Annotated in this window: 16 protein-coding genes; 13 read left to right on the top strand and 3 right to left on the bottom strand. The window is 65.4% G+C overall.

Annotation, left to right across the window (positions count from 1 at the left end; translation table 11 throughout):
* Position 1: 1 nt before the first annotated feature.
* Positions 2-1,600 (bottom strand): acyl-CoA carboxylase subunit beta, encoded by a 1,599-nt coding sequence (locus NE2_RS10110; protein WP_063025692.1) that lies wholly within the window; start codon positions 1,598-1,600, stop codon positions 2-4.
* 238 nt (positions 1,601-1,838) lie between these two features.
* A complete protein-coding gene (locus NE2_RS10105) occupies positions 1,839-2,861 on the bottom strand; it encodes an NAD(P)H-dependent flavin oxidoreductase (protein WP_063909351.1) in 1,023 nt (340 codons plus the stop codon).
* A 122-nt stretch (positions 2,862-2,983) separates the two neighbouring features.
* Here NE2_RS10105 and NE2_RS10100 point away from each other — a divergent pair, with 122 nt between their 5' ends.
* A complete protein-coding gene (locus NE2_RS10100) occupies positions 2,984-4,324 on the top strand; it encodes a LuxR C-terminal-related transcriptional regulator (RefSeq protein ID WP_084493938.1) in 1,341 nt (446 codons plus the stop codon).
* Positions 4,325-4,326: 2 nt separating this feature from the next.
* Positions 4,327-5,514: a LuxR C-terminal-related transcriptional regulator gene (locus NE2_RS10095; RefSeq protein WP_063025690.1), complete on the top strand. Its 1,188-nt coding sequence runs from the start codon at positions 4,327-4,329 to the stop codon at positions 5,512-5,514.
* Positions 5,515-5,599: 85 nt separating this feature from the next.
* On the opposite strand, the gene NE2_RS10090 is transcribed toward NE2_RS10095, so the two are convergent.
* Positions 5,600-6,952, bottom strand: a complete 1,353-nt coding sequence (locus tag NE2_RS10090) for a C40 family peptidase (protein ID WP_063025689.1) — start codon at positions 6,950-6,952, stop codon at positions 5,600-5,602.
* Between the two features lie 417 nt (positions 6,953-7,369).
* On the opposite strand from NE2_RS10090, the gene NE2_RS10085 reads away from it, so the two are divergent.
* The 11 genes from NE2_RS10085 to NE2_RS10035 all read left to right on the top strand — a co-directional run.
* A complete protein-coding gene (locus NE2_RS10085; RefSeq protein WP_084493937.1) occupies positions 7,370-8,200 on the top strand; it encodes an MlaE family ABC transporter permease in 831 nt (276 codons plus the stop codon).
* Between the two features lie 2 nt (positions 8,201-8,202).
* On the top strand, positions 8,203-9,030 hold the full coding sequence (locus NE2_RS10080; protein ID WP_063025688.1) for an MlaE family ABC transporter permease: 828 nt from the start codon (positions 8,203-8,205) through the stop codon (positions 9,028-9,030).
* A 7-nt stretch (positions 9,031-9,037) separates the two neighbouring features.
* Positions 9,038-10,237, top strand: a complete 1,200-nt coding sequence (locus NE2_RS10075; RefSeq protein ID WP_063025687.1) for an MCE family protein — start codon at positions 9,038-9,040, stop codon at positions 10,235-10,237.
* A gap of 23 nt (positions 10,238-10,260) precedes the next feature.
* On the top strand, positions 10,261-11,253 hold the full coding sequence (locus NE2_RS10070) for an MCE family protein (RefSeq protein ID WP_307617481.1): 993 nt from the start codon (positions 10,261-10,263) through the stop codon (positions 11,251-11,253).
* On the top strand, positions 11,253-12,410 hold the full coding sequence (locus tag NE2_RS10065; protein WP_063025780.1) for an MCE family protein: 1,158 nt from the start codon (positions 11,253-11,255) through the stop codon (positions 12,408-12,410). The genes NE2_RS10070 and NE2_RS10065 overlap by 1 nt, the downstream gene beginning before the upstream one ends.
* A gap of 2 nt (positions 12,411-12,412) precedes the next feature.
* A complete protein-coding gene (locus NE2_RS10060; protein WP_233429728.1) occupies positions 12,413-13,696 on the top strand; it encodes an MCE family protein in 1,284 nt (427 codons plus the stop codon).
* Positions 13,696-14,835, top strand: coding sequence for an MCE family protein (locus NE2_RS10055; RefSeq protein ID WP_084493936.1), 1,140 nt, complete (start codon positions 13,696-13,698; stop codon positions 14,833-14,835). Before NE2_RS10060 ends, NE2_RS10055 begins: the two co-directional genes overlap by 1 nt.
* Positions 14,832-16,247 (top strand): MCE family protein, encoded by a 1,416-nt coding sequence (locus NE2_RS10050; RefSeq protein WP_063025684.1) that lies wholly within the window; start codon positions 14,832-14,834, stop codon positions 16,245-16,247. The genes NE2_RS10055 and NE2_RS10050 overlap by 4 nt, the downstream gene beginning before the upstream one ends.
* Positions 16,247-17,047: an Rv1363c family protein gene (locus tag NE2_RS10045; RefSeq protein ID WP_233429727.1), complete on the top strand. Its 801-nt coding sequence runs from the start codon at positions 16,247-16,249 to the stop codon at positions 17,045-17,047. Before NE2_RS10050 ends, NE2_RS10045 begins: the two co-directional genes overlap by 1 nt.
* Positions 17,044-17,613 (top strand): hypothetical protein, encoded by a 570-nt coding sequence (locus NE2_RS10040; protein ID WP_084493935.1) that lies wholly within the window; start codon positions 17,044-17,046, stop codon positions 17,611-17,613. The genes NE2_RS10045 and NE2_RS10040 overlap by 4 nt, the downstream gene beginning before the upstream one ends.
* On the top strand, positions 17,610-18,122 hold a 513-nt coding region (locus NE2_RS10035; RefSeq protein ID WP_507755385.1), incomplete at its 3' end, for an Rv1363c family protein. The genes NE2_RS10040 and NE2_RS10035, both read left to right, overlap by 4 nt.

Genomic DNA, 18,122 nt, shown 5'->3' with positions numbered 1-18,122 from the left:
CTCACATCCTGAAGACGCCGAAGCCGCGCCGACCGGCGACCTCGGCGGAATGGGCTGCGGACAGGGACATCCCGAGCACGGAGCGGGTGTCGCGCGGGTCGATCACGCCGTCGTCGTAGAGGCGCGCGGAGATGAAGAACGGATGGGATTCGTCTTCGATCTGCTTCTCGATGGCCGCGGTGCGTTTCGCGTCCGCCTCGGTGTCGAACTCCCGGCCCGCCGAGGCGGCCGCCGCCTTGCCGACGATGGACATCACACCGGCGAGCTGCTGGGCGCCCATGACGGCCAGCCGGGCGTTCGCCCAGGTGAACATGAAACGCGGATCGTATGCGCGCCCGGACATTCCGTAGTTGCCGGCCCCGAACGAGCCACCCATGTTGATGCTGATGTGCGGCACGTCGCTGTTGGTGACCGCGTTGATCATCTTGGCGCCGTCCTTGATGATCCCGCCCTGCTCGTATTCGGTGCCGACCATGAACCCGGTGACGTTGTGCAGGAAGATCAGCGGGGTGTCTGTTTGGTTGGCCAGCAGGATGAACTCGGTTGCCTTCTTGGCCTCGTCGCTGAACAGGACGCCGCGAGTGTTGGCGAGGATGCCGACCGGGAAGCCGTGGATCGAGGCCCAGCCGGTCGCGATGCTGGTGCCCCAGCGGGGCTTGTACTCCGAGAAGCGGGATCCGTCGACGATCCGGGCTATGACCTCGCGCGGATCAAAGGGGATACGGGGGTTTCCGGAGGCGATGCCGAGCAGTTCTTCGGCGTCGTACAGGGGTTCGTCGGCGGGCTGGCTCGGCCCGGGACCCAGCTTGCGCCAGTTGAGGTGGGCGACGATATCGCGCCCGATGCGGATGGCGTCGGTCTCGTCGACCGCGAAGTAGTCCGCCAGGCCCGACACTCGCGAATGCATATCCGCACCGCCGAGTTCCTCGTCGTCGGCGTCCTCGCCGGTAGCCATCTTCACCAGCGGCGGGCCGCCGAGGAAGACCTTCGCCGCGTTGTCGACCAGGACCGCGTAATCGCACATGCCCGGCACATAGGCACCCCCGGCGGTCGAGTTGCCGAACACCAGCGCGACGGTGGGAATGCCCATCGATGACATCTCGGTCAGTTCGTGGAAGATCCGGCCCGCGTGTACGAACAGCTCCGCCTGGGTGGGCAGATCGGCGCCGCCGGATTCCACGAGATACACCACGGGCAGCCGGTTGATGCGGGCAATCTCCAACGCGCGCAAGTTCTTTCGCAGTGTGTAGGGATTCATCGTGCCGCCGCGCACGGTGGGGTCGTGCGCGATGATCATGCACTCGATCCCTGACACCACGCCGACGCCGGTGACGATCGCGGCGCCGACGTTGAACTCGGTGCCCCAGGCCGCTAGCGCGGACAGCTCCAGGAACGGGGCATCGCGGTCGATCAGCAGTTCGATGCGTTCTCGTACGAGCAGTTTGCCGCGGTCGTGATGACGTTTGGCATAGCGCTCACCGCCGCCGGCCGCGACCAGCGCCAGCTGTTCGTTCAGGGCGGCCACGGCCGCCGACTGGGTGTCGTGATTCTCCAGATACGTCGACGACGCGGTGTCGACCTCGGATTTGAGTACGGGCATCCGTACGCCTTTCGATTCGAATGTCGCTGTCACAGTCGGGGCGGTGTACTCAGCGCAGGCGACTTAGTGAATAGCAATACACTAACTCAAGACTAGCAATCAGGGAAGATCTGACAATGATCCCGGTTTGCCTGCGAATTTTTCTCGGTCTTCCATTCGGGGATGTCGATGTTTAGTGATTGGTAAGTATCTAACTAGTGATCGGATGGGCATCCCGGCGATGCTGCCGGAGCCTCGGTCATCGGCTGGGTGAACCGGTGACGACCGATTCGGCGGGACCGTCGGCGGTGTGGTCTCTCACGGGGCCGCGGCCGGGCGAACCCGGGCCGGTGAGCGTCGACAACAGCGTCGTCCGTGCGTGGTCGTATTGCTCGGCGATCGTCCGGATCAGCTCGGCCACCGAGGTGACGGCATCGACTCCGGCCACGCTGTGCCCCGCACTCCAGGCGGTGCGGTTGCGCAACAGCCGGTCCTGTTCGAAGCCGTTCGAGTCCCGCGTTCCCGGATCGGACGTGTCCTCGCGGGCGAGCCAGCTCGCGAGCAGGCTGGCCGGTATGCCGCCGACCCGGGTGGACAGCGTGACATCGTCGAGTGTCGACTCGATCAGTGCGGCGCGGTAGTCGTCCTCGGCGAGGCTTTCGGTCGTCGCGATGAACCGCGTCCCCAGATAGGCCAGATCGACGCCCAGCGCCTGTGCGGCGAGGATGGATGTTCCGTCGGTGATACCACCGGCGAGCACGATCGGCCCGTCGAAGTGTGCGCGGACGGCGCGCGTGAACGCGAACGGATTGGCCCAGCCGGTCTGACCTCCGGCGCCCGCGGTCAGCAGCACGAGACCATCGGCGCCGGCCTCGAGCGCGCGCTCCACGTGCGCCATGCTCGAGACATCCGCGAACACCTGGCAGCCGATGTCGTGGAGCGGGGCGATGACCGGCTTCGGTGATCCCACGCTGGTGATCACGAGTTCGACACCGTGGCGGACCAGGCAGTCCAGGTCGGCCCGCAGGCGCGCGTTCGTCCGATGTACCACGAGGTTCGGTGCCACGGGGGCGGTCGGCCCGCTGTGCCCGCCGACCGCGGCGGAGATCCGGTCGAGCCAGCCATCGAGCTCCTCGGTGGTGGCGGCGTTGTGCGTCGGGAAGGAGCCGACCACGCCATTACGGCAGGCGGCGATGACCAGATCCGGGCCGGACACGCTCGTCATGGGCGCGGCGATAGCGGGAATCGTCAGCCGATTCGTCAGGGATTCGGGCAATGCCATGGTGCTAGTAAATCACGAATCACTTAGCTTGCGAGACTGAGTCCCGCTCGTCGCTGATCGACGCTTCAAACGTCTGACGACGCGGCATTTCGCACCAGGTCCTGCGATAGCGGTCGCTTGACATGGTGACCTGCATCACGGACTATGTAGCCGTAAGTAAATCGCGCAACACATTGTTAACGTGGCGCGAGGTGTGGAACCCCGGGAGTTGGGCCAAGGGCGCGACGAGGCACCCGGAACGTGGGCTGCGTGGATTCCGGCCTGCGTCAGTAGAAGCTCGAGGGACGATGAGGGCACCGGCAGCAGTACCGCAGCACACTTTCGCCGGGCTTGTGTCCCGGATTTCGGATCTGAACACCCGGGTCGGTCGACTGGCCGAACATGCCGCCGGGGGCGGTGCCAACCGGCCCTACCTGCAACTGCTGGGCGTGACTCTGGAACGCACGAACCGTCGGCTGGCCTCCGTCCAGGGCGGTTCGGTCGAGGTGACCGATCTGGCCGAGCTACTGACCGATGTGAGCGCGGTGCAGTCGACACTGAGGAAACAAACCCTGACGCAGCCCAGCTTCGCTCCGGGGCGAATCTTCGAGGCGCTGGCACGATTGCGCAGGAAGACCACCGCCGACGAGGTCTTCGAAGCCGCCGCGGCCGAACTGTGTGCGGCGGCGGGCTTCGACCGGGCCATGGTCTCGCTGGTGCGCGGTTCGGTCTGGGCGCCATCGCTGCTGTTTCTGTCGGATGGCAACGACAGTGGCTTCAACCGCGAACTGACCGATTACATCGCCGAACTCGAGATCCCGCTGGCCTCACCGATGGTCGAGGCGGAGATCGTGCGGCGACGGCTGCCGGCTCTGGTCACCGACGCGCAGAACGAGCCTCGGACCTTCCGTCCGCTGATGGACGCCTCGCATACTCGCGAATACGTGGTCGCCCCCTTGATCGCGGGCGGTTCGGTATTCGGGTTGCTCCATGCCGACACCTATTTGTCGGGACGCCCGCTCACCGTCGCCGACCGTGACAGTCTGCGTACCTTCGCGGAGGGGATCGGCGTGATCTACGAGCGCACCGTGCTCGAGTTACGCCTGGCCCGTCAGCGTGAACGATTGTCCGAAGTGTTCCGCTCGGCCGAGCAGATACTCGAGCCCCCCGAGAAGTTGTCGGTGCGGCTTCCAGACCCGGCGGTGCGCACAGCGATGGCCGTCGAACCGGAAGCGCTTGCCGCGCGGGCGGACTCCGGACGGGTCGAGCTCGGTGGTCTGGCGAGGCTGACCGCTCGCGAACGGGAGGTATTGAGATTGCTGGCCGGTGGCCTCACCAATGCGCAGGTGGCCGACCGGCTCACGGTCGCCGAGAGCACGGTGAAATCCCATGTCAAGCACATACTGCACAAGATCGGCGCACCGAATCGTGCCAGTGCCATCGCGCAATACATTCGCGCCACGAACAATGAACGGCGGGTGTGACGATGGCAGTGGCCATGGCGAGTGATTACACCGGCGTCGGCCCGACCGGCCGTGTGCGTCAGGGATGGCGTCGTCGAGAGGGAGAGATTGCCGCCCGGCTCGCGGTGCTGCGCGATGCGGTCTTCGATGCCGTCGGCGCCGACGCCGCGCTGCCGCGGGTGGAATGGGACGGCCCGTGGCGTTCGGCCGAGGTGGTATCCACCCTCATTCATTTCTGTATCGCGCATTTGCGCACCATCCGCAGTGCCGATACGGGGTCCGCCGAGCGAATGTGCGGTTTGATACTCGAGCTGCAGCAGCTCGCGTTGGACCTCTATCTTCACGACACCGGCGAACGCAGTCAGCGGCTGGCGGAATGCGCCGCCGGATTGAGCCGCTTGCGTTCCATTCGCGACACCACGGCGCTACTGGATGTGGCCTGCGAGGAAATCGTGCTGCGCTGCGGATTCCAGCGGGTGGTCCTCTCGCGAGTGGAGGGACGTTCGTGGCGTCCGTCGCTGGCGCATTTCGCCGGCGAACGCGAATCGGAATCGTGGTTCGTGGACTGGATCAATCAGAGCATTCCGCTCGATTCCCGGGCGCCGGAGGCACAGCTGCTCGCCAAACGGCGTCCGTCGCTGGTGTACGACACCGCGAACGCTCCGGTCTACCGGCCGATCATCGTCGATGCGGGGCGGTCGCGATCGTATGTGGTGGCCCCGATCGTCCACGGCGACGATGTGGTCGGATTCGTTCATGCCGACCACCACCCGCTGACTCGCCGCGCCGACGAAGGTGACCGGGATGTGTTGTGGGCCTTCACCGATGGATTCAGTCATATCTACGAACGCACCGCGTTACTGGAACAGCTGCGCGAACAGCGCGATCAGGTACGGGATTTGATCGTTTCCGCGGTGAATCGCATGGATGATCTGTGTGAGGCCGACATCTCGATGGCCGGTTCGGGTAACACCGAGGATCCCGAATCCCCCTCGATCGTCTCCGGGCGCGCCTACGGGAACATGGCCGATCTCACCGAGCGGGAGGCCGATGTATTCCGCCTGATGCTGGCGGGCGCGACGAACCGCGCCATCGCCGAGCGCCTGATCATTACCGAAGGCACCGTGAAATCACACGTCAAACATATTCTGCGGAAATTCGGTGCGGCCAACCGGGCGCAGGCCATCGCCTGGTCGCTCCGGTCCGAGTAGTCCTCGCGTGCGACCGTCCGGCTGATCTCGCCCTGACGAACTCGGCGCCCCCGGGAATTCCCGGGGGCGCCGCCGCACTTCCCGCTCAGTTGATCCGGCGAGCGTGCATACCGGACATCACGCGGCTGATCCGGACGGTCTCGCCGGGCTGTGGCGCGTGGATCATCTGATTGTTGCCCAGATAGATCGCGACGTGGCCTGGGCCGTCGGGGCCCCAGTTGCCGAACAGGAGATCACCCGGTGCCGCGTCGCGCAGGGAAACCTCGGTGCCCGTGCGCCATTGGCCCTCTGAGGTGCGCGGCAGGGTGACCGTCCCGCCGGTGGCCGTGTGGACGGCGAACGAGGTGAGCCCGGAGCAGTCGAAGCCGCCCATGGACGGCCCGTTACTACCGCCGCCACCCCAGACATAGGGAATGCCGAGGTATTTCATCGCCTGCTCGACAATCCTGGAGCCGACGTCGCTGGCCGGGCGTAGGAGATCGGGTACCCGCTCGAGCCAGCCGTATTCCTTCTCCGTGGCGCGGATGCGAGCAACGTAGGGTTTGGTTTGCTGCTCGTAATCCGGACTGCCGGAAGGCATTCCGCCGGAGCGCAGTACCGCGCCCGCACCGGCGTTGTAGGCGGCGAGGGTCAGATCGAGCGTATCCCCGGCGACTCGCCCGTCGGCCTTCCACGATTCGATTTGTCGATAGCTGTCGCACAGCAGATGTCCCGACGCCATGACCGAATCACCGATATCGAAGACATCGGGAGTGCCCGTGCCGTGCACGTCCTTGCCGTACACCGCCCAGGTGCCGGGCATGAACTGTCCGGGGCCGAGTGCGCCGGTCGGCGATACGGGTGCGTCGGGTCCGTAGCGGAAGCCGTTCTCGGCCGCGTACAGGGCCGCCAAGGTGGGTGCTTTGATACCCGGGCACAGGGAGCCGGCCTTCTGGAACCACGGCACGAACGCCGCGATCCGGCCGGTGGTGACCGGCGGCACCGCCGAGGCATCGGGCACCGGGATCGAAACCGGCCGGGAGGGCGCGACCGCGTACTCGGCGCTGCTCGGCCCCGCGCCGGCGGTGGCGGTGTGCTGTGGTCCAGTGGTGTCGGTGGGCTGCGGTCCGGCGGCGTCGTCGCCCGCGCCGGGAGCGGTCTCGCTCGGCTCCGGTGCCTGATCCGTATCGGGTTGTCCTGCAGGAGCATTCGGCGGCGGCACAATCGCCGCGAGCTGATCGGCGGCGGCGTCGACAGCGTTACGCGCGGTCTGCTGTGCCGGTTCCGGCAGCTGCGCGACCGCGCGGTCGAGCTGAACGCTGAACGACGTGGCCGCGTCGCCGCCGGATTCGACCACCGCGTGCGCGGATGCCTGTGCGGCACTGGGCAGATTGGCATTGTCGATCGCACCTGTCGCGGACATGACGATGGTGGCGATCACGGAAATCGGATCCGACATCGCGGCTCACCCTTCTGGATCGGTTTTCTGGGAGCTCGGCAGATATTGCTGCTGTTTCGATACCCCCGGAACCATCCTGATGAGTGGGCGGTTTCGCCGAATCCTCCTCTGATAGGCGATGTCCCCTCCGATAGGGGGGTACCGCGACGCGCACAGCGGGCGCTCCGGCCGATCGGTGGATATGCGTGGTGCGAATCGGCGTGATAATCGCCGGAAAATCCGACGTCGCAGACCTGTGTGCGGACTCGCAGGCCACGGCCGTCTCTCCCGATCGGGTGGTGGGCTTCCCCCCGGGGGATATCGCGGGTGAGGTGATTCCCGTCATACGTTGGGGACGTTCTCGATGAGCATCCCATTTCGACAGCGGGCCACCGATTTCGGGGCGGTCCAGTCCACAAATGATGAGGAGGAAAGCCGATGACCGGTTCGCCGGAAACCGGCTCGAGCACACCGGCAGCGGTGGTGCGCCGGACGGCCAGGGTGTCGAAATCGGCCGATACCGCTCTGCGGGGGGTCGGTGCATTCTTCGAAATGTGCGCCGCGACATTTCGTGCCATGGTGAAACCACCGTTCCAATGGCGGGAATTCGTGCTCCAGTCCTGGTTCATCGTCCGGGTGTCGATGGTCCCGACCCTGATGGTCGCGGTGCCGTTCACCGTGCTGGTCGTATTCACCCTGAATGTTCTTCTGGTGGAATTCGGTGCGGCGGATCTGTCCGGCGCCGGCGCCGCGCTCGGCGCGGTGACCCAGATCGGACCGCTGGTCACCGTCCTGGTGGTCGCCGGTGCGGGCGCGACTGCGATCTGCGCCGACCTGGGTGCACGCACCATCCGCGAGGAAATCGACGCGATGCGCGTGCTGGGCATCGACCCGATTCAGCGGCTGGTGGTGCCCCGGGTGCTGGCCTCCACGGTGATCGCGTTGCTGCTGAACGGCCTGGTCATCACCATCGGAATTGTGGGCGGGTTCATATTCTCGGTCTTCTTCCAGAATGTCACCCCGGGTGCCTATGTATCGTCACTGACCTTTGTCACCGGAACACCCGAGGTTGTCATTTCCGAATGCAAGGGATGCATCTTCGGCCTGATCGCCGGATTGGTGGCCTGCTATCGCGGACTCACGGTGAAGGGTGGCGCGAAGAGTGTCGGGGACGCGGTGAACGAAACCGTCGTCTACGCGTTCATGGCGCTGTTCGCCGTGAATGTGATCGCCACCGCCGTCGGCGTCAAATACGGAACGGGAAAATAGTCATGGCCATAATATCGACAGTGGTCGCCGCGCCGCGCAGGACGCTGGAGTCGCTGGGTGATCAAGCGCTGTTCTACTGGAAGACCGCACGCTACTCGCCGCACGCGTTGCGCTCCTACAACCGGGAGACACTGCGTCTCATCGCCGAAATCGGCATGGGCACCGGAACTCTCGCGGTCATCGGCGGCACCGTGGTGATCGTCGGCTTCATGACCTTCGCCGGTGGCACCCTCGCGGCGATCCAGGGCTTCAACTCGCTGGGAAATATCGGCGTCGACGCCCTCACCGGATTTTTCGCCGCGTTCTGCAACGTGCGGATCATGGCTCCGATCACGGCCGGTATCGCGTTGTCGGCGACGATCGGCGCGGGCTCGACCGCGCAGCTGGGGGCCATGCGGATCAGTGAGGAGATCGACGCACTCGAGGTAGCCGGAATCCGATCCATGTCGTATCTGGTATCGACCAGGGTCATCGCGGGTGTGGTGGCGATCATTCCCATCTATTCCGTGGCCGTCATCATGTCGTTCCTCGCCGCGCGGGTGATCACCGTCGACGTCTACGGGCAGTCCTCGGGCATCTACGACCACTACTTTTTCACCTTCCTGCGCCCGAGCGACCTGTTCTGGTCCTTTCTGCAGGCGCTGCTCATGGCCAATGTCGTGATGTTGATCCATTGCTATTACGGATATCGAGCGGCGGGCGGACCGGCCGGAGTAGGCGAAGCCGTCGGCCGTGCCGTGCGCACCTCATTGGCCGTGGTCGTGATGGTGGTCCTGTTCGCCTCATTGGCCATCTACGGTGTCTCCGGCAAATTCGACCTCGCGGGATAGGTGCGATATGAGCACAGGTAGGAAGAACCATTACAAGAAGCCGCCGCTGATCAGAGCCGGACTGGCTCTCACCGCGGGTCTGGTCGCCGCAATCGTGTTCTGCACCTTGTCATTCCATGGAGATCTGAAGCGTACGGTGCCGATCACGGTGATCGCCGATCGGTCCGGTCTGGTGATGGAGGACGGCGCCAAGGTCAAACTGAACGGTGTTGTGATCGGTCATGTGCGCAATGTGTCGCAGGCCGATGGGCGAGCGCGGCTGAATCTCGACATCGATGCGTCGCGTTTCACGTTGCTGTCCGCCGACACCAGCGCCGAGATCAAGGCGACCACCGCATTCGGATCGAAATATGTCGCGCTGAACAGCTCGGCGAATTCCGGGCGTCGCCTGGCCTCCGGTGCGCAGGTGCGTTCGACCAATGTCACCACCGAGGTCAACACGGTGTTCGAAAACCTGGAATCCGTGATGCAGCACGTCGATCCGGCGAAGCTCAATTCGGCGTTGTCCGCGGTGTCCGACGGAATGCGCGGTCGCGGACAGCAACTCGGTGACACCCTGGCGAAGACCGATGAGACGCTCGCGCGACTGCATCCGGCGATGCCGCAGCTACAGCGCGACCTGCACGACGCCGCGACCGTGACCAATATCTACGCCGACGTCGCGCCGCGACTGTTGGATATGCTCGGCTACGCCTCGACCACCGCGGATTCAGTTGTCGCACAACAGGCTCAGCTGACCTCGATTCTGCAGGCCGCGGTGACCTTCGGAAAGGAAGGGGCCGGGCTGACGAACGATCTCGAACACGGTCTGGTCGATTCGATGCGGCTGCTGGTTCCGACCGCCGGACTGCTCGCCAAATACAGTCCGGAGCTGACCTGCCTGCTGCACCAGAGCGTGGACACCCGTGACGCCCAGCTGAAATCCTTCGGCGGCAATACCGGATACTCGGCCGATCTCGATATCGGATTCCTGGGCGGTGCGGACCCGTACCGGTATCCGGAGAATCTGCCGAAGGTGGCGGCCACCGGCGGCCCCGGCGGGCAGCCCGGTTGCTACCCGATGATCACCCGCCAGATGTATCCGGCGCCGGTGCTCGTCACCGATACCGGCGCGAATATCGTCGATTCGACCGCCCCCCGGCTCGGTTCGCCGTACTTCGCCGACTATCTGTTCGGAAACATCCTAGGAGGGCCGGCCCCCCGATGAAGATATCCGGAACACTATTCAAGTTGTCGATTTTCGCTGTGGTCATGGTCTTCTTCACCGCCGCGGTGATCATCGTGTTCTCCCAGATGCGTTTCGGTTCGGAGCGGACCTACCGCGCCGAATTCACCGATGCCTCCGGACTGAAATCCGCGGAGTTCGTCCGGGTCGCGGGCGTCGAAGTCGGCAAGGTGAAGTCCGTGCACGTGACCGGAAAGGGAACCGCCCTGGTCGAATTCGGGCTCACGCACGCCGTGCCGTTCACCCAGTCGACCAAACTGGCTGTGCGGTACGAGAATCTGGTGGGCGAACACTATCTGGAGTTGCTCGACGCACCGGGCTCGACGACCCCACAGTCCGCATCGGCCACGATTCCGGTGAGCCGCACCGTGCCGGCCTTGGATCTGGACGCGTTGATCAACGGCTTCCGCCCGTTGTTCAAGGCATTACAGCCCGACCAGGTGAACCGGTTGTCGAACTCGCTGCTGACCGTTCTGCAGGGTCAGGGCGGCACGATTTCGGATCTGCTGCGGGAGGCCGGTCAGCTGACCTCCACGCTGGCCGATCGTGATCAGCTCATCGGATCGGTGATCAAGAACCTCAATACCGTTCTGGGCACCGTGGACAAGCGCAATGCCCAGTTCGACGAGGGCATCGACAAATTGCAGCAACTGATCAGCGGCCTGTCGGCCCAGTCCGGTCCGATCGGTGATGCCCTGGTGCACGTGAACAACGCCTCCCGGTCGGTGGCGGATCTGCTGACCAACGCCAGACCGACGATCAAGAACGATATCGCGGAGGCGGGCCGGCTCGCCGGAGCGATCAACAGCGGTAAGGACTATGCCGACTGGGCACTGGGCAGTTTGCCCGATGCCTACAACCGGCTGTCGCGGCTGGGCCTCTACGGCGACTTCTTCACCTTCTACCTCTGCGATGTGCAGATCAAGGTGAACGGTCCCGACGGCAATCCGGTCTACATCCCGATTATCGGGCAGCGGGCAGGAAGGTGCACACCCTGATGACAAGCCGCAAGAGCAACGAAAAGAAGTCACACACCGTCCGGACCGGGCTGATCGGCATTCTCGTCGTGGTCGCCCTCGTGGTGGTGGCGGTCGGCTTCGACACCATCAGCTCCTGGTTCTCCTCGGCCCGGACATACTCGGCGTATTTCGGCGACACCGGCGGAATCGTGCAGGGAGACAAGGTATTTCTCGCCGGTGTCCAGGTGGGGAATGTGAAGCACATCGAGATCGAGGGCGATAAGGTCCTGATGAAATTCGATGTCGACGGACCCGAGCTGGGCAACGACAGTCAGGTCGCGATCAAAACGCTGACCGTGCTCGGCCGCAAGTCCCTGCAGATCAATTCCCGCGGCGCGAAGAAACTCTCGCCGAATCACCCGATCCCGATCGAGCACACCACCACGCCCTATCTGCTCACCGACGCGCTGGGTGATCTGTCGACGACGGTGAGCGATCTCGACCTGGGGCAGGTGACCGACGCGCTGGGCACCCTCAGCCGGACGTTGGACCAAACCGCGCCCAATCTAGGTGCCGCACTCGACGGCGTCGGTCGCCTGTCGAATTCGGTGGCCTCGCGCGACAAGATGGTGCAGGACCTGTTCCACAACGCCGAGTCGCTGACCAAGGTGCTCGGTGGCCGCAGCGAGCAGATCAACAAGCTGCTACTCGACAGCAACACCCTGTTCGAGGCGCTGAACCAGCGTCGCCAGGCCGTCCAGACGCTGCTGACCAATCTGTCCTCGGTCACATCGAATATCGCGGGGTTGATCGATGACAACCAGCAGCAACTGCGCCCGGTTCTGCAGCAGCTCAACAGCGTGACCGATCTACTGAACCGGCGTAAGGACGATCTGGCCAAGGCCATCCTTCCGGCCAGTCAGTACATCACCTCGCTCGGTGAGTCGGTCGCCTCCGGCCCGTTCTTCAAGGCATACATCATGAATCTGCTGCCGGGGCAATACCTTCAGCCCTTCATCGACGCCGCGTTCAAGGACGCGGGTCTCGATCTCACCGCCTTGGGTGGGCCACCCCCGCCACCCGCGCCGGGGGCAGCCGCCGCACCCGTCCCGGCATCCCCGCCCGCCCCGGCACCGGCACTGCCCGGACTGCCGCCGCTGCCGGGACTGCCGCCGCTGCCTGGATTGGGAGGCTGACGATGTCGCGAACAGGACTGACCAAGCGCATTCTTCGCAGCAAACTCGTCATCGGGGGCGTGGCCGTCGTCGTGCTTGCCGCGCTGTCGGGAATCGGCTGGCACTTCTACTACCGGGAGACAACGAAAACCGCGGTGGCCTACTTCGACAACACCAACGGGTTGTTCGCCGGGGACCGGGTGAAGATCCTCGGTGTCGACGTCGGCACGATCGACGCGATCGACCCGGCCGGCGACCGGATGCGGGTGAAATTCCACTACAGCGCCCACTACCGGCTGCCCACGCAGGCCAAGGCGGTGATCCTGTCGCAGAGCCTGATCTCCTCGCGCGCCATCCAGTTGACGCCGGCGTACACCGGTGGCCCGGAGCTGGCCGACGGTGCCACGATTCCACTGGAACGCACCGCGGTACCGGTGGAATGGGACGACCTGCGCAAGCAGTTGCAATCGCTCGCCGACAACATCAACCCGACCGAGCAGAACAAGGCGGGCGCACTCGGTGACTTCGTCAACTCCGCCGCGAACGCGCTGGGCGGCAAGGGTAATCAGATCAACGACACCCTCACCAAACTGTCCAATGCGATGACCACGCTGTCCGACGGGCGCGATGACCTGTTCGCCACGGTGCGAAACCTGCAGGCATTCATGACCGCGTTGTCGGCCAGCGACAGCGAGATCGTGCGGCTCAACCAGAACGTGGCCTCGGTGTCGGGCGCGCTCGACGGCACCGATCAGGAGCTCGCGATCGCGCTGCAGGGGGTCGACGCGATGTCGAGCAGGCTCGAGCAGTTCGTCAAGGACAATCGGGACCCCGCGGCGAAATCCATCGCCGATCTCGCGGCAGTAAGCAAGTCGCTCAACGATATTCGCCCGAACATCGAGCAGCTGCTGCATGTGGCGCCGACGGCTATCCAGAACTTCTACAACATCTACAACCCGGCGCAGGGGTCGTTCACCGGCGCACTGGCCGTCACGCAGCTGGACAACCCGGTGCAATTCATCTGCGGTGCGATCCAATCGGCGAGTCAGCTGGGTGCGGCCGACGCGGCGAAGCTGTGTGCGCAACAGCTGGCGCCGGTGCTGAAACTGCTGCAGATGAACTATCCGCCGGTCGGTGTGAATCCGGTATCGGGTCTGTCGGTGCGCCCGGACCAGATCGACTACAGCGAGCCGTGGTTGCGCGGCACCGCGCCCGCGCCCGCCGCCACCGAGTCGGTGGATCCGTCGCGCGGTCTGGCCGGTCTGCTCGGAATCCAGAATCCCGCGACCACAGGAGGTGGCCGGTAATGCGGTATAAGAAACGCCTCGCGGCGATGGCAATGATCGGCGGGGTCACGCTGGTCGCGTCCGGATGTCAATGGGAGGGGCCGAACTCGCTGCCACTGCCCGGTACGGCCGGTGGTGGCTCCGGCTCCTACACGGTCAAGATCGAGATGCCGAATGTGATGTCCATCCAGCGCAATTCGCGCGTCCGAGTCAACGATGTGACGGTCGGCAACGTCGCCGACGTGCAGTTGGCGGGATGGCACGCGGTGGTCACGGTGACGCTGAATCATGACGTGCACCTGCCGGCCAATGTCACCGCCAAGATCGGCCAGACCAGTCTGCTGGGTTCGCTGCACATCGAGTTGGCGAATCCGCTGAGCGAGCCGCCGGTCGGAGAGTTGAAGAACGGCAGCGTGATTCCGATGGACCACGCCAGTACCTATCCGACCACGGAACAGACGCTGGCCTCGTTGTCGACGGTGCTCAACGGCGGCGGCCTGGCCCGGATCCAGGAGATCAGCAACCAGACCAACGCGGCGCTGTCCGGTCACGAGAAGGAGGTCCGCGACCTGCTCGCGCAGACCAGGACCTTCAGCAGTGACCTCAACGCGCAGAGCGACGACATCATCACCGCCGCAACGGGTCTGGATCGGCTGGCCGATACGGTCGGTAAACAGAACGACGTGCTGGCCGGGGCGCTCGACCGCATTCCGGGCGCACTGTCGGTCCTGGCCGAGCAGCGCCAGCAGCTCACCGACACCGTCGAGGCACTGGGCGGGTTCGCCGACTCCGCGGACCGGGTGGTCACGGCCAGTTCCGAGGATGTGCAGCAGAATCTGCGCGATATCGAGCCGGTCATGCGTGAACTCGCCAACGCGGGACCGGATCTCACCGGCGCCCTCGGCTTGCTGCCCACCTATCCGTGGCCACTGGCGAATATCCCCAAGTTCTTCCGCGGTGACGCAGGAAACCTCAGCGGCACAGTGGATCTCACGCTGGGCAGGCTCGGGCGCGGGCTGCTGCAGGGCACACCGCTCGAGGGGGTGCTCGAGAACGCGGAGACCTCGCTCGGGCGCACCGTCGACCGGATACCGGCCCTGTCCACGAAGAACCCGCTGACCGCGGGGCTCGATTCGGTTGTCGAACGAGGTGGGAAATGATTCTGTCCAGATTCGTCCGCATCCAGTTGATCATCTTCGCGGTGGTGACCGTGGTTGCCCTAGTGGTCATGGGGCTGGTCTACATACGACTGCCCTCGCTGGCCGGGGTGGGACGCTACACCGTGACGGTGCAGCTGCCCACCAGCGGCGGCCTCTACGACAGTGCCAACGTGACCTATCGCGGCAAAACCGTGGGCATCGTGACCGGTGTGACGCCGACCAGGACCGGTGCGGTGGTCACGCTCAGTGTGGACAGTTCGGTGCGAATCCCGGTGTCGTCCACCGCGAATGTGCACAGTCGCTCCGCGATCGGTGAGCTGTACCTGGACTTCGTGCCGACCACCCAGAGCGGGCCGTATCTGAAGAACGGCGACGTGGTCCCGCCCGCGCGGACCACGGTGCCGCAGGATATCGCCCCGTTGATCGACACCCTCAACACCAGTCTCACCTCGATTCCGAAGGACAAGCTCACCACGGTGATCGACGAGACGCAGAACGCGTTCGGAGGCTCAGGTGACGCGTTGCAGCGGCTGCTCAACGGGACCGACCGAGTCCTCGACCAGGCACACACCGACACCGATGCGGTGACCACCCTGATCGACGATTCGGCCCCGTTCCTGGACTCACAACAGGTCAGCAGTCCGGCCATCCGTGAATGGGTCGCCCACCTGTCGAATTCGGTGCGGCAGGCCCAGGCGAGCGATCAGCAGATCCGCGATGTGTTGAAGACGGGGCCGGGAGCGGCACGTGAGGCGAGCGAACTGTTCGGGAAATTGCATCTGACCGCGCCGCTGCTGGTCGCCAACCTCAGCAGTCTGGGACAGGTGGCGGTGACCTACAACCCTTCGATCGAGCAGCTGCTCGTCCTGCTGCCGGCGAGTGTGAGCGCGCTGAAGACGATCAACCTCCCGGACTCCGGCGGTACCAACCGGGCATTCCTCGACTTCAAACTGAATCTCAACGCCCCGCCGCCGTGCACGACCGGCTTCCTGCCGCCGGAGCAGCGCCGAGACGGTACGCCGACCGACGCCCCGGTCCGTACCCCCGACCCGATCTACTGTGCGATTCCACAGGACGCCCCTAATGCCGTTCGCGGCGCCCGCAATCTGCCCTGTATGGGCAATCCGGGTAAGCGAGCGCCCACGGTCGAGGAATGCGACAGCGATCGGCCATACGTCCCGAAGGGCACCAACCAGTGGCGGGAGAACCCGACGCCGACGGTCGACAACCCGCAGGCACCGGCCGACCAGCCCGTCCCCGCCACACCGCCGCGGGTGGGCACCGCCAGCTACGACCCGGCCACGGGCGGATATGTCGGCGGTGACGGCACCGTGCACACGCAGCGGGGACTCGTTCCGGGCACCGGACAGGTCGCGCCGACACTGCAGACCCTGCTCACAGGAGGTCACTGATGACTCACCGAATCGCCGACTCCACGCCTACCGAACCTCCGCCCACCGAGGAGGACGTCGGTCGAGAACGAGCGCCGGCCGCCAGTGGAAACGCGGGCCGTGTTTGCGAGGGAAGCGAAATCGACAGCGACGACCCGGACCGCGCCGATCCGGATGCCGGAGAGGTGGTCTGTGGTCACTCCGATGACGGCGACCCGACCGGCGATGGCCCGGACGGTGACGACGTGGATTCCGAAGAAGCCTCGGACACAGTCGATTCCGAGACGTCCGGCCGAAGTGCCGGGAAGGGGTCCGCGGTACGCGGGCTCAGGCGCCCCGGTGCGGCCGCGATCGGCGCCGCGCTGATCGTCGTGGTGCTGGCGGGGCTGTCCGCGGCGGCGATCGCGCTGGGAATCGCACATCGCGACAGCGACCGCGCCGGTGAACACGATCTGGCCGTGCTGGGCGCTGCTCGGCAGGGAGTGGTGAATCTGATCTCCCCGAGCGACAAGGATCCCGTGGGCAGTGCGAACCGGATCGCCGCGGACGCGACCGGGCAGTGGCTCACCGAATTCCGCGCGGTCAAGGACAAATTCGTCGGTGCGATCGGCGATTCGAAGACCGATTCCGCCGGCGAAATCCTCGGCGCCGGAATCGAACACCACAATCCGGACGGTAGTACGACCGTCCTGGTCACGGCGGTGTCCAAGGTGTCGAATGCGGCGGGAGCCAAGGACGACCCGCGAACCTGGCGGCTGCGGGTGGATGTGGTCGAGGAGGCGACGGGCTACAAACTGTCGAAGGTCGAGGTCGTGCCGTGATCGCGCGCACGTGGTATCGAGCCGCTGGGTTCCTCGGTAGCCGGGTCGTCGGATGGCGGTCGCGGCTCGGCTCGCCCTCGCCGCGGCAACGCAGGCTGCGTCTCGGTGTGCTCGCCCTGCTGGCCGTGGCGGCGACCGCGTTCGCCGCGGTCGGTTACTTCCACTACACGGTGGCCGACCGCCGAACGAGTGACGTGCGCCGCGATGTCGCCGAACAGGCCGCCAAGCTGACCGCGGGCGTGCTCACCTACAAGGCCGATACCGTCGACGCGGATGTGCGGCAGGCCAAGGGGCATCTCACCGGGCAGTTCCTGGACTCCTACACCAAGCTGACGACCGACACGCTCGTTCCGCAGGCCAAGCAGTCCCATATCGACGCCCGGTGGGAGGTCAGCGGGGCCTCGCTGATCTCGGCGGAGCCGGACACGGCCAGCGTGCTGGTATTTCTGCGCGGACTGACCACCAACAGCACCAAGCCGGATCCGACCTACCTGGTCAGCAGCGTGCGGGTGCGGGTGGTCCGGCCGCACGGCCAATGGCTGATCGACCGGATGGAGCCGCTGTGAGCACCGTGGACATCTCGACCGGCGAGGCGCCGGAGATCACCGAACCGGACGAGCCGGCACCGGATACGCCGCGGCGCCCGACCGGGTTCGCGCGTGTCGCGATCCGCGTCGTGATCGCACTGCTCGTGGTCGTCGTGGTGGCCGGTGGTGCGGTGGGCGGATGGTCGATGGTCCGCCATCACACCGCAGTCCGCGACGCCGACCGCGATACACAATTGCTCGATTTCTCCAAGGACGCGGTGGCGCAACTGGTTTCGACCGACTCCGCCGATCCGCGCGGCTACGTGGACCGGGTGCTGGCGAATTCGACCGGCCGGTGGCACGACGAATTCGACGCGCGCAAGCGCTCGGTCATCGACACCATGCAGGCGTCGGGCGGTGTGACCAGCGGCCACGGCGTCGCCGCGGGTATCGAGCGGCGCAACGACGACGGCAGCGTGAGCGTGCTGGTCGTCGTCACCTCGCAGACGTCGGTGCCACTGCCGCAGTCGGCCCCCGCACAGGGCGCG

It is taken from the genome of Nocardia elegans NBRC 108235 (genome assembly GCF_001612845.1).
GTDB classification, from domain to species: Bacteria; Actinomycetota; Actinomycetes; order Mycobacteriales; family Mycobacteriaceae; genus Nocardia; species Nocardia nova.
This window is presented reverse-complemented; position numbering and strand designations above follow the sequence as displayed.

Bases quoted from the DNA above. Each gene is read 5' to 3' on its own strand.
- NE2_RS10050 (WP_063025684.1), top strand. From the start codon at position 14,832: ATGATTCTGTCCAGATTCGTCCGCATCCAGTTGATCATCTTCGCGGTG.
- NE2_RS10045 (WP_233429727.1), top strand. From the start codon at position 16,247: ATGACTCACCGAATCGCCGACTCCACGCCTACCGAACCTCCGCCCACC.
- NE2_RS10095 (WP_063025690.1), top strand. From the start codon at position 4,327: ATGGCAGTGGCCATGGCGAGTGATTACACCGGCGTCGGCCCGACCGGC.
- NE2_RS10110 (WP_063025692.1), bottom strand. From the start codon at position 1,600: ATGCCCGTACTCAAATCCGAGGTCGACACCGCGTCGTCGACGTATCTG.
- NE2_RS10100 (WP_084493938.1), top strand. From the start codon at position 2,984: ATGGTGACCTGCATCACGGACTATGTAGCCGTAAGTAAATCGCGCAAC.
- NE2_RS10065 (WP_063025780.1), top strand. From the start codon at position 11,253: ATGACAAGCCGCAAGAGCAACGAAAAGAAGTCACACACCGTCCGGACC.
- NE2_RS10105 (WP_063909351.1), bottom strand. From the start codon at position 2,861: ATGGCATTGCCCGAATCCCTGACGAATCGGCTGACGATTCCCGCTATC.
- NE2_RS10085 (WP_084493937.1), top strand. From the start codon at position 7,370: ATGACCGGTTCGCCGGAAACCGGCTCGAGCACACCGGCAGCGGTGGTG.
- NE2_RS10090 (WP_063025689.1), bottom strand. From the start codon at position 6,952: ATGTCGGATCCGATTTCCGTGATCGCCACCATCGTCATGTCCGCGACA.
- NE2_RS10075 (WP_063025687.1), top strand. From the start codon at position 9,038: ATGAGCACAGGTAGGAAGAACCATTACAAGAAGCCGCCGCTGATCAGA.
- NE2_RS10060 (WP_233429728.1), top strand. From the start codon at position 12,413: ATGTCGCGAACAGGACTGACCAAGCGCATTCTTCGCAGCAAACTCGTC.
- NE2_RS10055 (WP_084493936.1), top strand. From the start codon at position 13,696: ATGCGGTATAAGAAACGCCTCGCGGCGATGGCAATGATCGGCGGGGTC.
- NE2_RS10080 (WP_063025688.1), top strand. From the start codon at position 8,203: ATGGCCATAATATCGACAGTGGTCGCCGCGCCGCGCAGGACGCTGGAG.